The organism is Sphingomonas gellani, assembly GCF_900110035.1.
Classification (GTDB): Bacteria; Pseudomonadota; Alphaproteobacteria; order Sphingomonadales; family Sphingomonadaceae; genus Sphingomonas; species Sphingomonas gellani.
Genome location: NZ_FOCF01000003.1, coordinates 159,758 through 173,748, shown reverse-complemented (window position 1 = coordinate 173,748; position 13,991 = coordinate 159,758). Strand labels below are relative to the sequence as shown.

At 68.8% G+C, this 13,991-nt stretch carries 13 protein-coding genes; 5 read left to right on the top strand and 8 right to left on the bottom strand.

The genetic code is table 11. From position 1 onward, the window contains the following. Window positions 1-9 precede the first annotated feature (9 nt). The 3 genes from BMX37_RS07620 to BMX37_RS07610 are packed head-to-tail and all read right to left on the bottom strand — an operon-like array spanning window position 10 to window position 3,714. Window positions 10-1,362 (bottom strand): dihydrolipoamide acetyltransferase family protein, encoded by a 1,353-nt coding sequence (locus BMX37_RS07620; protein ID WP_093665131.1) that lies wholly within the window; start codon window positions 1,360-1,362, stop codon window positions 10-12. A gap of 7 nt (window positions 1,363-1,369) precedes the next feature. After that, on the bottom strand, window positions 1,370-2,374 hold the full coding sequence (locus BMX37_RS07615; RefSeq protein WP_093665373.1) for an alpha-ketoacid dehydrogenase subunit beta: 1,005 nt from the start codon (window positions 2,372-2,374) through the stop codon (window positions 1,370-1,372). A gap of 53 nt (window positions 2,375-2,427) precedes the next feature. After that, window positions 2,428-3,714, bottom strand: coding sequence for a thiamine pyrophosphate-dependent enzyme (locus tag BMX37_RS07610; protein ID WP_093665129.1), 1,287 nt, complete (start codon window positions 3,712-3,714; stop codon window positions 2,428-2,430). Window positions 3,715-3,886: 172 nt separating this feature from the next. On the opposite strand from BMX37_RS07610, the gene BMX37_RS07605 reads away from it, so the two are divergent. Further along, window positions 3,887-4,114: a hypothetical protein gene (locus BMX37_RS07605; RefSeq protein WP_093665127.1), complete on the top strand. Its 228-nt coding sequence runs from the start codon at window positions 3,887-3,889 to the stop codon at window positions 4,112-4,114. An 18-nt stretch (window positions 4,115-4,132) separates the two neighbouring features. Here the strand turns inward: BMX37_RS07605 and BMX37_RS07600 are convergent, their stop codons facing one another. Together BMX37_RS07600 and BMX37_RS07595 are read right to left on the bottom strand one after the other, a co-directional pair. After that, on the bottom strand, window positions 4,133-5,134 hold the full coding sequence (locus BMX37_RS07600) for a fumarylacetoacetate hydrolase family protein (protein ID WP_093665125.1): 1,002 nt from the start codon (window positions 5,132-5,134) through the stop codon (window positions 4,133-4,135). Window positions 5,135-5,226: 92 nt separating this feature from the next. Beyond that, on the bottom strand, window positions 5,227-7,884 hold the full coding sequence (locus BMX37_RS07595) for a TonB-dependent receptor (protein ID WP_244501449.1): 2,658 nt from the start codon (window positions 7,882-7,884) through the stop codon (window positions 5,227-5,229). 332 nt (window positions 7,885-8,216) lie between these two features. Between BMX37_RS07595 and BMX37_RS07590 the strand changes: the two genes are divergently transcribed. Continuing rightward, window positions 8,217-9,614, top strand: a complete 1,398-nt coding sequence (locus BMX37_RS07590) for a DEAD/DEAH box helicase (protein WP_093665123.1) — start codon at window positions 8,217-8,219, stop codon at window positions 9,612-9,614. A gap of 87 nt (window positions 9,615-9,701) precedes the next feature. Then, window positions 9,702-9,968: a hypothetical protein gene (locus BMX37_RS07585; RefSeq protein ID WP_093665121.1), complete on the top strand. Its 267-nt coding sequence runs from the start codon at window positions 9,702-9,704 to the stop codon at window positions 9,966-9,968. An 83-nt stretch (window positions 9,969-10,051) separates the two neighbouring features. On the opposite strand, the gene BMX37_RS07580 is transcribed toward BMX37_RS07585, so the two are convergent. Beyond that, entirely contained in the window at window positions 10,052-10,516 is a 465-nt protein-coding gene (locus BMX37_RS07580) for an Lrp/AsnC family transcriptional regulator (protein WP_093665119.1), read from the bottom strand. Between the two features lie 125 nt (window positions 10,517-10,641). On the opposite strand from BMX37_RS07580, the gene BMX37_RS07575 reads away from it, so the two are divergent. Next, window positions 10,642-11,709: a Glu/Leu/Phe/Val family dehydrogenase gene (locus tag BMX37_RS07575; RefSeq protein WP_093665117.1), complete on the top strand. Its 1,068-nt coding sequence runs from the start codon at window positions 10,642-10,644 to the stop codon at window positions 11,707-11,709. Window positions 11,710-11,712: 3 nt separating this feature from the next. Next, window positions 11,713-11,994 carry a hypothetical protein gene (locus BMX37_RS07570; protein WP_093665115.1) on the top strand — a complete coding sequence of 94 codons (282 nt, stop codon included), beginning with the start codon at window positions 11,713-11,715 and terminating at the stop codon, window positions 11,992-11,994. Here the strand turns inward: BMX37_RS07570 and BMX37_RS07565 are convergent. Next, window positions 11,980-12,723, bottom strand: a complete 744-nt coding sequence (locus BMX37_RS07565) for a crotonase/enoyl-CoA hydratase family protein (RefSeq protein WP_093665113.1) — start codon at window positions 12,721-12,723, stop codon at window positions 11,980-11,982. The two genes, BMX37_RS07570 and BMX37_RS07565, sit on opposite strands and share 15 nt — an antisense overlap. Window positions 12,724-12,756: 33 nt before the next feature. Further along, complete coding sequence (locus tag BMX37_RS07560) at window positions 12,757-13,905, bottom strand: PQQ-dependent sugar dehydrogenase (RefSeq protein WP_093665372.1); 1,149 nt, start codon at window positions 13,903-13,905, stop codon at window positions 12,757-12,759. Between the last annotated feature and the right edge of the window lie 86 nt (window positions 13,906-13,991).

The following is a 13,991-nucleotide window of genomic DNA, read 5'->3' as shown; positions in this document are numbered from 1 at the left end:
CCGACCGCATCAGTCCGCGAACAGCAGAACCGGCGTTTCCAGCTGCTTGCGAAGCGCCTGGACGTAGCTTGCCGCGTCCCAGCCATCGACCACGCGGTGGTCGCAGCTGATCGACAGGTTCATCAGCTTGGCGCGGCGGATCTCGTCGCCCCGTCCGGTGAAGACCGGGCGCTCGACGATCTTGTTGGGACCGATGATCGCCACTTCCGGCCGGTTGATGACCGGCGTGGTCGCGATGCCGCCCAGCGGACCCAGGCTGGTCACGGTGATGGTACCGCCGCCCATCTCCTGCGGCGTCAGCTTGCCCGCGCGCGCCGCCTCGGCCAGCCGGCCGATCTCGGTCGCCAGCTGCCACACATTCTTGTCCTGCGCGTCGCGGATCACCGGCACGGTCAGCCCCGCGTCGGTCTGCGCCGCCATGCCCAGGTGCACCCGCCCTGACCGCGTCACCACGCCCGCCTCGTCGTCGTAGCGCGCGTTCAGCATCGGGAATTCGGGCAGGGTGCGACAGATCGCAACGATCAGGAACGGCAGCAGCGTCAGCTTCGGCCGCCCGCCGCGATGCTCGTTCAGGTCGGCGCGTACTCGCTCCAACTCGGTCACGTCGATCTCGTCGACATAGGTGAAGTGCGGAATGGCGCGCTTCGACGCGGCCATGTTCTCCGCGATCCGGCGCCGCATGCCGATGACGCGGACCTGCTCGTCCGCCCGGACGCGGCTCGCCCCCGGTGCCCGGTAACCCTGGCCCGAGGAATAGCGCAGATACGCGTCCAGATCGGCGTGGCGCAGCCGATCGCCCTCCGCCGGCTTCACCTGCGACAGGTCGATGCCCAGGTCATTTGCCCGCGCCCGCACTGCCGGGGATGCGAGCACGTGCCGCTCCGCGTCGGCCCCCGCCGGTGCCGCCGGCTCGGGCTCAGACTCAGGCGCGGACGCACGCGTCGCCGGCGCCGGAACCTCCGCACGGGGGGCGGCGTCGGAACCGGAGCGCGCCGGGGTGGTCATGCCGGCGGTTTCCGCGACCTCCACGCCGGGGTTTTCCGCCTCATACTGCTCGGCCGTCTCCGCCTGCGCCGCGCTTTCGGGTGCGGCGACGGCTTCGGCCTCGCCAGCTTCCTCGCCCTCGACCTCGATCACCACCAGCGCCGCGCCGATCGCGACCTGATCGCCGACATCGCCCGCCAGCTCAACCACCGTGCCGGCGACCGGGCTTTCCATCTCCACGGTCGCCTTGTCGGTCATCATGTCGGCGAGGTTCTGGTCCTCCTCGACCCGGTCGCCGACCGCGACATGCCAGGTGACGATCTCCGCCTCGGCGATGCCCTCGCCGATGTCCGGCAGCTTGAAGGTAAAGCGCGCCATGGTTCGTTTAGTCCTTCATGATCTTCTTGAGCGCCTGGGCGATTCGGACGGGGCCGGGGAAATAGGCCCATTCCAGGCTGTGCGGATAAGGCGTGTCGAACCCGGTCACCCGCTCGATCGGCGCCTCCAGATGGTAGAAGCAGCGTTCCTGCACCAGCGCGGACAGCTCCGCGCCGAAGCCGCCGGTGCGCGTCGCCTCGTGCACGATCATGCAGCGGCCGGTCTTTTTCACCGACGCCTCGATCGCGTCGATGTCGAGGGGGATCAGCGTGCGCAGGTCGACGATCTCCGCGTCCACGCCCGCCTCCGCCACCGCGCGTTCGCAGACATGCACCATGGTGCCGTAGCACAGCACGGTCAGCGCCTCGCCGGCGCGGACCACCTTCGCCTGACCCAGCGGAACCGTGTAGTGCCCAGTCGGCACCTCTCCACCGGGATGCTTCGACCAGTTCTCCGCCGGCTTGTCCCAATGGCCGTTGAACGGGCCGTTGTAGATGCGCTTGGGCTCCAGGAACAACACGGGGTCGTTGTCCTCGATCGCCGCGATCAGCAGCCCCTTGGCGTCGTATGGCGTCGCCGGGATCACCGTCTTGATCCCCGATACGTGCGTGAAGATACCCTCCGGCGACTGCGAGTGCGTCTGCCCGCCGAAGATGCCGCCGCCATAGGGCGACCGCACGGTGATCGGCGCGGTGAACTCGCCGGCCGATCGATAGCGCAGCCGTGCCGCCTCGCTGACCAGCTGGTCCAGCGCGGGATAGATGTAATCGGCGAACTGGATTTCCGGCACCGGTCGCAGGCCATAGGCGCCCATGCCGATCGCCACGCCGATGATGCCGATTTCCGTGATCGGCGTATCGAACACGCGGGTCTTGCCGTATTTGCTCTGAAGGCCGGCGGTCGCGCGGAACACGCCGCCGAAATAACCGACATCCTCGCCCATCACGATCACGTCGGGATCGCGCGCCATGACCACGTCCATGGCGGAATTGATCGCCTGGATCATGTTCATGCGGGTGGTGGCGGGCGCTTCGGTCCCGTTGCCGGTTTCGGTCACGATGTCGCTCACTTGCGCGCCCACGGCCTGCCGGAGGCCGCCTCCTCGTCCAGCATCATCTGACGCTGCTCCCTCAGGTGCCAGGGCATCTCCTCGAACACGCCGTCGAACAGCGAGTCGAGCGGCTGGTGCAGGCCATGGCCGAGAATGCCGTTCTTTTCGGCGGCCTTCTGCGCGGCGCGGACATCCTCCGCGATCGCCTTGTCCTGCGCGGCGTGACGGTCCTCGTCCCATTCGCCGATCTGGATCAGATGCGCCTTCAGCCGCGCGATCGGGTCGCCCAGCGGCCAGGCCGTCGGCTCCCCGGCGGAGCGGTACTGGGTCGGGTCGTCGGAGGTGGAATGCCCCTCCGCCCGGTATGTGAAATGCTCGATCAGGGTCGGGCCGCAATTGGTGCGGGCACGCTCCGCCGCCCATTGCGTGGCGGCATAGACCGCCAGCGCATCGTTGCCGTCGACGCGCAGGCCCGCGATGCCGTAGCCGATGGCACGCGCGGCGAAGGTCGTCGCCTCCGCCCCCGCGAACCCGGAAAAGCTGCTGATCGCCCATTGGTTGTTGACGATGTTCATCACCACAGGCGCCCGGTACACGCTGGCAAAGGTGCAGGCGGAATGGAAGTCACCCTCCGCCGTAGAGCCCTCGCCGCACCACACGGCGGCGATGCGGGTGTCGCCCTTCGCCGCCGACGCCATCGCCCATCCCACTGCCTGGGGATATTGCGTCGTCAGATTGCCGGAGATCGAGAAGAAGCCGAAATCTTTCGCCGAATACATGATCGGCAGCTGCTTCCCGCCCAGCTTGTCCGCCGTGTTCGAGTAGATCTGGTTCATCATGTCGACCAGCGGATAACCGCGCGCGATGAGCAGCCCCTGTTGCCGATACGAGGGAAAGCACATGTCGTCGCGGTCCAGCGCGTGTGCGGCGGCCACGGCCACCGCCTCCTCACCCGTCGCCTTCATGTAGAAGCTGGTCTTGCCCTGGCGCTGTGCCCGGAACATCCGCTCATCGAACGCGCGCAGCCGCACCATGTCGGCGAGCAGGCGGCGCAGCGCGTCGGGCGACAGGCGCGGGTCCCATGGCCCCACCGCGCGATTGTCGTCGTCCAGCACCCGGACGAGGGAGTAAGCGAGCTCGCTCATGCCGCGCGGCTCGGCCGCCGAGTCGGGCCGGGGTGCCGCGCCCGCCGGAGGAACCTCCACCGCGACGAAGTCCGCCGCGTCGCCGGGACGGAAGCGGGGTTCCGGCACGTGCAGCGTCAGCGGCGGCAGGTTGGCGCGAGGATGCTCGCTCGCCATGGTCTCTCCATCGGTTGGCGTTCCTTAAACGCCTTCGGTCCAGCCATCGGCTGCTTGTAATTAAATTTCAAGGGCGATTTACGCGGGCGGTTGGGTTCGGACACGTGCCGCCGGTTCCTCAGCGCTTCGTTAACCCTTTTGCGGCAGGGTTGGCGGCGAAAGGATCACACGCATGTACATGGCTCCGATCGTCCGCGAACAGCGACAGCCATCCTCGGCGATGGCGCGCATGGCCGTCGGCGTGCCGACACTTGCGGTGTCGGTCGTGGTGATGCTGCCATGGCTGGCGGCGAACATGGCGGTGTCCGCCGCCGTGGTCGGTGTACTCGCCATCGCTCGCGGCCCCCGCGCACTGGCGCAGGCCGTCAGCTATGCCGGACAGGTCACGCTGGGACGGTAAGCGCCCCGTCCCGTCCGCTTACTCCACCACCTGTTCGATCGCGCCGAAAATGGGATGGTGGCGATCGTCCTCCGCCCAGATCCGCACCCGGTCGCCGCGCCGCAGGAACGGCGTGACCGCCGCGCCGCCAGCGATCGTTTCCACCATGCGCAGCTCCGCCAGGCAGGAATAGCCGACGCCGCCGTCCGCCACCGGCTTGCCCGGGCCGCCGTCCGCATCACGGTTCGACACCGTGCCCGATCCGATGATCGCGCCAGCACCCAGTGCGCGCGTCCGGGCGGCATGGGCGATCAGCGTGCCGAAATCGAACGTCATGTCCTGACCCGCGTCGGCGCGACCGAAGGGCTGGCCGTTCAGGTCGACGCACAGCCGGCGGTGCAGCTTGCCGTCGCGCCACCAGTCACCCAGCGAATCGGGCGTGACGAACACGGGGGAAAAGGCGCTTGCCGGCTTGGACTGGAAGAAGCCGAACCCCTTGGCCAGTTCGCCCGGGATCAGGTTGCGCAGCGACACGTCGTTGGTCAGCCCGACCAGCCGCACCGCAGCCAGCGCCTCCTCCCGGCTCGCGCCCAACGGCACGTCGCCGGTGACCACGACCACCTCCGCCTCCAGGTCGCAGCCCCAGTCCTCGTCGGCCAGAGGGATGGCGTCGCGCGGCCCCAGGAAACAATCCGAGCCGCCCTGGTACATCAGCGGGTCGTGCCAGAAGCTGTCGGGGATTTCCGCGCCGCGCGCCTGCCGGACCAGCGCGACGTGGTTCACATAGGCGGAACCGTCCGCCCATTGATAGGCGCGGGGCAGCGGCGACGCGGCATCATGCTCGTGAAAGCGTTCGCGCGGGATCGCCTCATGCTCCAGATCGGTCGCCAAATTGGCGAGCGCGGGGGCGATGCGGTCCCAATCGTCCAGCGCGGCCTGGAGAGTGGGGACGATGTGACCGGCATCGGCATACCAGGCAAGGTCGTCCGACACGACCACCAGCTTGCCGTCACGCCGGTGCTTCAGGCTTGCGACTTTCATGCGTCCGGCTCTCCTTGCCGCGTGTTCTGTTGCCCAGCCATAGCCGCGCCGGGCGCCGCGGCGAAAGGGGGCATATCCCGATTGACGCCGGGTCAGAACAGCTTGCGCAGGCCGATGCGGACGGATCGGCCGACCGGGTCGAGATAGGCCGGCTGGAACCGGTTCGGGACTGCGCCCGTCCCGTCCCGCACGTCGATGCGGTCGTTCAGCAGGTTCTCCACCGTGAACTGCACGCTCAGCTTCTTCGCCCAGCGTTCCTTTGTGAGCTTTTCTGCGTCGAGAAAGCTGTACAGCACCAGCCAGGTGCGCCCCGAAAAGCGCAGGTCGGACGTCGCCAGCGTGCTGCGGATGCGCGTCGCGCCCTGTACGCGCGCATAGATGCCGAGGTTGGCCGGACCGTAGGAGCCGCCCAGATTGCCCTCCACCTCCCATCGCGGGCGCCCGCCCGTGCCGTTCAGCGTCGCACCGTCCAACAGGTCCAGGGCCGCCGTCCCCGGTTGCAGGATCAGCCGATCGTCGAAACGGTAGGTCGCATTGGCGAAGGCGAAGAGGCTTGGCCGCGGCTTCGGCGGGGCGGGCGGCGGCGTGTCCTTTGCCGCCGCACCGGCTGGCGGCGGGGTCGGCGCGGGCGGTTTCGGGCCCAGTTCGGTCCACAGGTTCATCGTCAGCCTCAGCTTGCGCTCCGTCTCGCGCAGCAGGTTCACCGGCCTGAGATCGGCCTGCACCAGCGCACCGGAGGCATCGCGCAGGAACAGGCCGGGGAACGCCGCCTGGAAATCCACGGTCGCACTGCTCAGGAACGCGGTCTGGTTGGCGATGCGGGTGTCCAGATAGTCCAGGTTGAGCCGCATCTCCTTGCTCTTGAACGGCTTCACCCCCACGCCCAGCGTCGTCACGCGGCGGCGCTCCGGCGCAAGGTCCGGATTGCCGCCCGCCAGCGTCGTCAGCGACACCGTGGTCCCGGTCACGAAGTCGAAGAATGGCGTGTTCGGCGACACGAGCAGCGGGTTGGTCAGCAGGGCGATCGCCGGCGGCGTGCGCGTTTCCGTCACCAGCGCGCTCAGTTGCACGGGCGGCGTCGGCGTCCAGTTCAACCCGAAGGTGGAATTGATCAGCCGCCCGTAATCGGACACGCCCGTCACGCCCAGCGTGCCGTTGGCGGCCAGCCGGCCCAGGAACGGCAGCACGTCCTTGTCCGGCGCCACCAGCGGGATGTCGACATTGACGCTGGCGCCCTTGGTCGTGCGCGCCAGGCTGAGCGCCGCATCTGCAACGCCGGGCTGCACGCCCTCGCTGGTCGATCGCGCGTAATCGACCGACACGCTGACCTGCGCATCGCCGGCGGGCAGGTGCAGCGCGGGTCCGTTCGCCACCGCCTTGCTGACCAGCGTGCCAGTGGTGGTCCGGCTGCGGTTGCGCAGGCGCGCGTCGGGGTCGTCCAGGCCGATCGCCAGCATCGGGTCCGCACCAGCATCGATCTGCGCCTGCACCGCGTCCAGCGGCACACCCAGGTCGGCCAGGCCGCGACCGCGTACCCGGTCATAGGCGGTGGTGACGTTCCACATCCACCGGCGGTAACTGCCCTGCAACGTCCCGCCCGCGTGCAGCGTCAGATTGGTCGACCTCTGGTGCAGAACGGCGTCGGGGACGTAGCGGTACAACAGCACGTCGTCCGCGAACGGCAGCACGCCGCCATCGCCGGGTACGCGCAGCACCGCCGGGGCGAGGCCGTTCAGCCCGTCGGTCCGCTGCGCCTCCATCGACAGGTTCAGCGATCCGCTCACCGTCTTACCCAGCGGGGCCGCGATCGTGCCGTCGACCCGCACCGTGTCGGAATGCGGTTGCAGGGTGCGGTACGGGCCGATGTCGGTGATCGCCGACGCACCCTCGGCATAGCTGGACAGCGCCCCGCGCGCCGTCGGGTCTGCGGGCAGCCCGGCCCGTTCGATCCTGCGCCCCGCCAGCAGGTCGAGTTGCGGGTCCACGCTGGCCCCGCCGATCCCCGTCACGTTGCCGGCGAGCGCAAAGGGGATATCCGGATCGGGCACGATGTCCCGCTGTGCCTGCGTCACCCGGTTCTGGCGGAAATGCGACACGCTCAACGACGTGCGGCGGTCGCCGTCGATACCGGCCAGCGCCACTTCCGCATAGTTGGTCGCCCCGCCCCCTTCGGTCGACGTTCCCGCCACCTGCTGCACGGCGATGCCGCGGAAATGCTTCAGCGTGATCAGGTTCACGACCCGCACGGTTGGCGGAAAGCCGAACCGTGCCGCGTCCTGTTCGGACAGGATTTCCGTCCGCTCGATCGCCTCGGGCGGGATGCTCTGCATCTCCGCAAAGCCGGACACGCGCCGGCCGTTGAGCAGAAACACCGGGTCGCCGCCGCCGGACGCGGTGGTCAGCGGTTTCAGCCGCTTCATCAGGTCGCTCAGGCTGGTCACGCCCAGTGCCTTGATCTGGTCCGCGCCCAGCACCGCGACGGGCGCGATGTCGGTGATCGCCGATCCGCGCACCCGCTTGCCGGTGACGACGACTTCCGGCTCCGGGACGGCGTCCTGATCCGCGGGGGCGGGCGAGGCGCCAACGCCCTGCGTACCCGTGTCGCCAGGCATTGTCTGGGCGGGCGTGACGGCGGGTTTCTCATCCTGCGCCTCGGCCGCGATCGGCACGGGACCGATCAGGGCGATGGGTATCGCCGCCAGGCGCCGCGTCATGCGCCATCGCCCGGACCGCGCTCCACGAGATGCCATGTGCCGACTCCCTCCCACCGGTTCCCGCGCGGCCCCACCACGCGTAGCGGCGGCGGGGTGCAGGCATGGCATGGAACAGCCCGAAGATGGTGTTTTTGAGGCACGGTCACGCCGAAATCGTCACGCCGCCGTGCGGCACCCCCGTCTTTGCACTTGACTTTGGAGGAACAGCGCCACACATCGCGCCGCATCGAGGCGTCATGCAGCGTGATCGGGCCGAAAGGCTCAGGCTCCGCTTCGGTCCAGTCGCAAGGCTTCCCAAGTCACGCGGGGTGTCATCTTCCCCGCCACCCGTGCGCCCTGCGCGCGTTTGGCTGTTTCAAGGTTTTTCCATGTCCTTTTCCCATCTCGGCCTTGCCGAGCCGCTGGTCCGTGCGCTCGAGGCCAAGAATTATGTCGAGCCGACGCCGATCCAGCGCGATTCCATCCCGCTGCTGCTCGACGGGCGCGACCTGCTCGGCATCGCGCAGACCGGCACCGGCAAGACGGGTGCGTTCGTGCTTCCGTCGATCCAGCGCCTGGTCGCGTCCGACAAGCGCGTACTGCCCACCCATTGCCGCATGCTGGTGCTGGCCCCGACCCGCGAACTGGCCGGCCAGATCGCCGATCAGGCGCGGCTTTACGGCAAGTACAGCAAGCTGACCGTCGCCACCGTGTTCGGTGGCACCAGCATCAACAAGAACCGGCAGGACCTGTCGCGCGGCGTCGACATCCTGGTGGCGACGCCCGGCCGCCTGATCGACCTGGTCGAACAGGGCTTCCTGAACCTGTCCACCATCGAGATCCTGGTGCTGGACGAGGCGGACCAGATGCTCGACCTGGGCTTCATCCACGCGCTGAAGCGGATCGTGAAGATGCTGCCGCGCCGGCGTCAGTCGCTGTTCTTCTCGGCCACCATGCCGACGTCGATCCGCGATCTGGCGGACAAATTCCTGACCGATCCGGCCACCGTGTCCGTGACGCCCGTCGCCTCCACCGCCGAACGCGTCGACCAGTACGTCACCTTCGTCAACCAGACGGAGAAGCAGGCGCTGCTGACGCTGGTGCTGCGCGAGGAGAAGATCGACCGCGCGCTGGTCTTTACCCGTACCAAGCATGGTGCGGACCGGGTGGTGAAGCTGCTCGCCGGCAACGGCATCGCGGCGCACGCCATCCACGGCAACAAGTCGCAGCCGCAGCGTGAGCGGGCGCTGGCGGCCTTCAAGTCGGGCGACGTGCCGATCCTGGTCGCAACCGACATCGCCGCGCGCGGCATCGACGTGTCGGGCGTCAGCCACGTCATCAACTTCGAACTGCCCAACGTGCCGGAGCAATATGTACACCGCATCGGCCGCACCGCGCGCGCCGGGGCGGACGGCATCGCCATCGCCTTCTGCGCGGACGACGAGCGGCCGTACCTGCGCGACATCGAGAAGCTGACCCGTCAGAAGGTGCCGATCCGCGCGCTGCCTGCCGACTTCCTCGCGCGCGCAGACGCCATCAAGACGCAGCGGGTGAAGGCGATCGGCGCCGACCCCGCCCCGCGCGAAGAGCGTCAGCGCGGCGCGCGCGGCCCGGTCAAGCCCCGCGCCACGCATCAGCCGGTGAAGACCGCCGAGGCCGCACGCGCACGGGGCGGTCGCCCCCGGCGTCGCGGCGGTTCCGGCCGCGGCGGTGCCGCCGGCCAGGGTGGTGGCGGCCAGGGCGGCGGTGGTCAGGGCGGTGGTGGACGTCCGCAGACGCACGCCTGATCGTTCGCGCTTCCACCCTTCGCATATGTGAGGGGTGGGAGCGCATCGCGCCTTCGCGGGTTGAGGCCCGCAAAGGAGCCGCTTTCCATGGACATATCCGTCACACCCGCCGCCGAACGCATCGCTCGCGTGCTGGCCGGACAGCGCATCAGCAGCAACGGCGACGGTGATGCGGAATCCGCGGGCAGGCTGGTCGACCAGGCATGGCCCGACCATCTGGACGATGCGCTGGCGGTGTTGCGGACGCTGCGCGAACCCGATCAGGCGATGGCCGACGCCGGCGATGCCGCGATCTGGGAGCGCATGGTCCTGACCGCCATCGAACGGGGCAAGCCGCGCACTGTAACCCTGTAACCCCCTTCGGCAGCGCAACCTCGCTTGGGCAGCTTAACCTTGCTTCAGCAGCTCAACGCCGCTTCAGCAGCCTCGCCGTCCCCTCACAGCGGGACGGCGGTGGTGTGCTTGATCTCCGACAGGGCGACGGTCGAATTGATCTCCTGCACCCCCGGCAGTTTCGACAAGCGGTCGAAGAACAGGCGTTCGTAGGATTCGACGTCCGCCGCGACGATCTTCAGCATGAAGTCGACTGCACCCATCAGCACATAGCATTCCAGCACCTCCGGCACCTCGCGCACGGCGGCGGCGAATTCGTCCAGGTTGGCGCGGCCATGCGCGTTCAGCTTCACCTGCGCGAAGACCTGCGTCTTCAGGCCGATCTTCGCGCGGTCGACCAGCGCGACGCGGCGCTTGATGAATCCCTCCCGCTCCAGCCGGTCGATGCGCCGCCAGCAGGGCGAGGCGGACAGCCCCACCGCTTCCGCCACCGCGGCGGTGGACAGGCTGGCGTCCTCTTGCAGCAACGCCAGGATCTTTCGTTCCCATCTATCTAGATCCTGCGGCACATCTGATCCGTATTTGGCGAAAGAGGGAACGGATCATCCCCGTTTCCGCCTCTTTGGCAAGAAGCAGAACAGAAATGCCGCGGTCGATTCCGTAGAACCCTGCGCATCGTTCAGGGAAACAGATCATGCGCCCAATCGACTATGATGCCGGCCCCGTGCCGCCCGAGGATGTGGTCCCGTTCCGCGATCCCGACACGGGGATCGCCGGCACGATCGTGCTGCATTCCACCGCGCTCGGTCCGGCGGCGGGCGGATGCCGCCTGTGGCGCTATGCGTCCGACGAGCATGCGACCGCCGACGCGCTGCGCCTCGCGGAAGGGATGACGCTGAAGAACGCGCTCGCCGGCCTGCCGCTGGGCGGGGGCAAGGCGGTGCTGCGCGATCCCGGCGTGCCGTTCGACCGGGCCGCGCTGTTCCGCGCATTCGGGCGGGCGGTGGAGGCGTTGCGCGGACGCTACGTCACCGCAGAGGATGTCGGCACGGGTGTCGAGGACATGGTCCGGGTGGCCGAAACCAGCCGTCATGTCGCCGGCCTGCCGCCACGTGCCGGACGACCGGGCGGCAATCCTTCGGGCTGGACCGCGCTGGGCGTCGCCACCGCGATGCGGGTGGCGGTGCGCCGGCGACTGGGCGCGGAGCTGTCCGACGTGACCGTGGCGGTGCAGGGGCTGGGCCATGTCGGCTTCGCCTTGTGCGAACTGCTCCACGCGGCAGGCGCGAAGCTGATCGTCGCGGAACCGCGCAGCGATGTGGCCGCCCGTGCCGCGGTCCGCTTCGGTGCGCAATTGATGAGCAGCCAGGCGTTGCTCGCCGCCAAGGCCGACGTGCTGGCGCCATGCGCGCTAGGCGGAGTGCTGGATTTCGTCCGGGTGGCGCAGTTGCAGGTGAAGCTCGTCTGCGGCGCGGCCAACAACCAGCTGTTCAGCGAGCGTCAGGCCGAACAATTGGCCGATCGCGGCATCCTTTATGCTCCCGACTTCCTGGTCAACGCGGGCGGCATCATCAACGTGGCGGCCGAATATCTCGGCTGGGACGCAGCGGAGGTGCGCCGGCGGGTCGAGGACATCGGCGCACGACTCGACGACACGCTGTACCGGGCGGATCGCGCCGGCGTGCTGCCGCACCAGGCCGCCCGCATGGAGGCGCTGGACCGCATCGCCGGCCATGCCCGGCCGCTCGCCTCCGCGGCCTGACCCATGGCGCCGGATACGCAGGCCTGCCGCTTCCACATCCAGACGGGAGGAGAGGTGCAGGCGCTGGTGCGCATCGTCGCCCTGTTCGCGCAACGCGACCTGCCGATCACCGACCTGATCATGTTTCCGCATCCCGGTGGCAGCAGCCTAATGCTGACGGCATCGGATATGTCACGCCAGCAGGCGGAGATCGTCGCGGCGAAGATCGGCAACATCCTGTCCGTGCGGGCGGTGGACCTGACCCTTGCCGATGGCGTCCCGATTCGGCTCTCAGCCGCCGCCTGACCCGTTGCCCATGGCGCGCAGCAGGGCGGCCTGTTCCGCGCTTTCCACGGCGAGGACATCGGCCGCAGCAAGGTCGGGCGACAGGCCGACCAGCCGCTTCGCCGCGCGGATGGCGTCGGGCGGGGCGGCCGCGATCGTGCGGGCGAGTGCCATCGCCTCCGACCACGGGTCCTCGGCCAGGCGCGTGACGAAGCCCAGCCGCTGCGCCTCCGACCCGTCGAACTCGCGCGCGGTATAGATCAGCTCGCGCAGCACGTCGTCGCGCACCAGCGTGCGCCACAGCGCGATACCGGCCATGTCGGGGATCAGGCCCCAGCGCATCTCCCGCACCGACAACCGCGCATCGGGACGTGCGATCCGGATGTCGGCGCTGGACGCGATCTGCAACCCGCCGCCGAACACGACACCCGTCACCGCCGCGATCACCGGCACCGCCAGCGTGCGCCAGCCCCATGCCGCCTGTTGGGACAGATTCGCCTCGCCATGGCTGCGCGCGAGCAGGTCGGGCAGCCCACCGCCCGGCCCCATCGCGGCGAGGTCCAGTCCGGCGCAGAACCCCCGCCCCTCGCCGGAGAGCACGACGGCGCGCAGGTCGGGCATGTCCGACAATCGGGCGATGGCGGCCGCGATCCCCTCGAACATGGAAAGGTCCAGGGCGTTGAGCTTGTCCGGGCGGTTCAGCCGGACATCCGCCACCCCCGCCTCCACGGCGATCGTCACATGGTCCATGTCGCCTCCGTCAGCAGGTGCATGGCCGTGGCCTCAGCGCGCGGACAGGCGGAGCAGTCGGCCGCCCGACCCTTTGCCGCCATCCTCCAACACCCAGATCGCGCCGTCCGGGCCCTGTTCCACCTCCCGGATGCGGGCGCCCATCGGCCATTGATCGCCCTTGCTGGCGTTGGTCCCGTCCAGATGCACGCGCACCAGCGATTCGCTCGACAGACCGCCGATGAACGCATCGCCCTTCCACTGCGGGAACATGCTGCCCGAATAGATCATCAATCCGCCCGGAGAGATCACCGGATTCCACCACACCTTCGGCGCCTCGTACCCGTCGCCCGGCCGGTGATCGGGAATGTCGCGCCCGTCATAATGGCTGCCGTTGGAGGCGTTGGGCCAGCCATAGTTGCGGCCGGGCAGGATCAGGTTGACCTCGTCCCCGCCCTTCGGCCCCATTTCCTGCTCCCACAGATTGCCTGACTTGTCGAAGGCGAGGCCGAGCAGGTTGCGGTGGCCATAGCTCCACACTTCGGGCTGGAAACCCTGCGCGACCAGCGGGTTGCCGTGGGCCGGTTTGCCGTCCGGGGTCAGGCGCAGCACCTTGCCCAGCGTCATCGACTTGTCCTGCGCCGGGGTGAACTTCTGCCGCTCGCCATTGGTGAAGAACAGGTATCGGCCATCGGGCGAAAAGGCGATGCGACCGGAATAATGCCCGTCGCCCTCGACGAACGGACGCGCGCGGAAGATCACCTCGATCCCACGAAGCCGCTCGCCACCCGGTTGCAGGTCGAGCAGCCCGCGCGCCAGCACCACGCCCTTGGTGCCGCCATCGCCCCTTGCGGAATAGCTGAAATAGACGCGCTTGCTGGTCGAAAAGTCGGGGGACAGCACCACGTCCATCAACCCGCCCTGCCCGGCCGAATCGACCGGCAGCGTCGCCACCGTGCGCCGCTGCTTCGCATCCGCCGACAGGAGCAGCATCTGCCCCTTCTTCTCCGTCACCAGCATGCGGCGGTCGGGCAGAAAGGTCATCGCCCAGGGCGAGTCCAGCTGGGTCATCACCGTCTTGGCGAAGGGGGCGGCCGTCGACGATTCGGCGCTCGATGCCTGGACGGTGTCGGACGGCTGCGCCGCATTGCCCCCACAGGCAAGAAGGGCGAGCGGCAGAACGGCAAGGGCGGCACGGGACATCGGCAACTCCGACAGGAAGGTGTGGGAACAGGCGGACAACCACTGAATGCCCGACATGGATGCCCGGGGCCATCCCCATGCCCGGG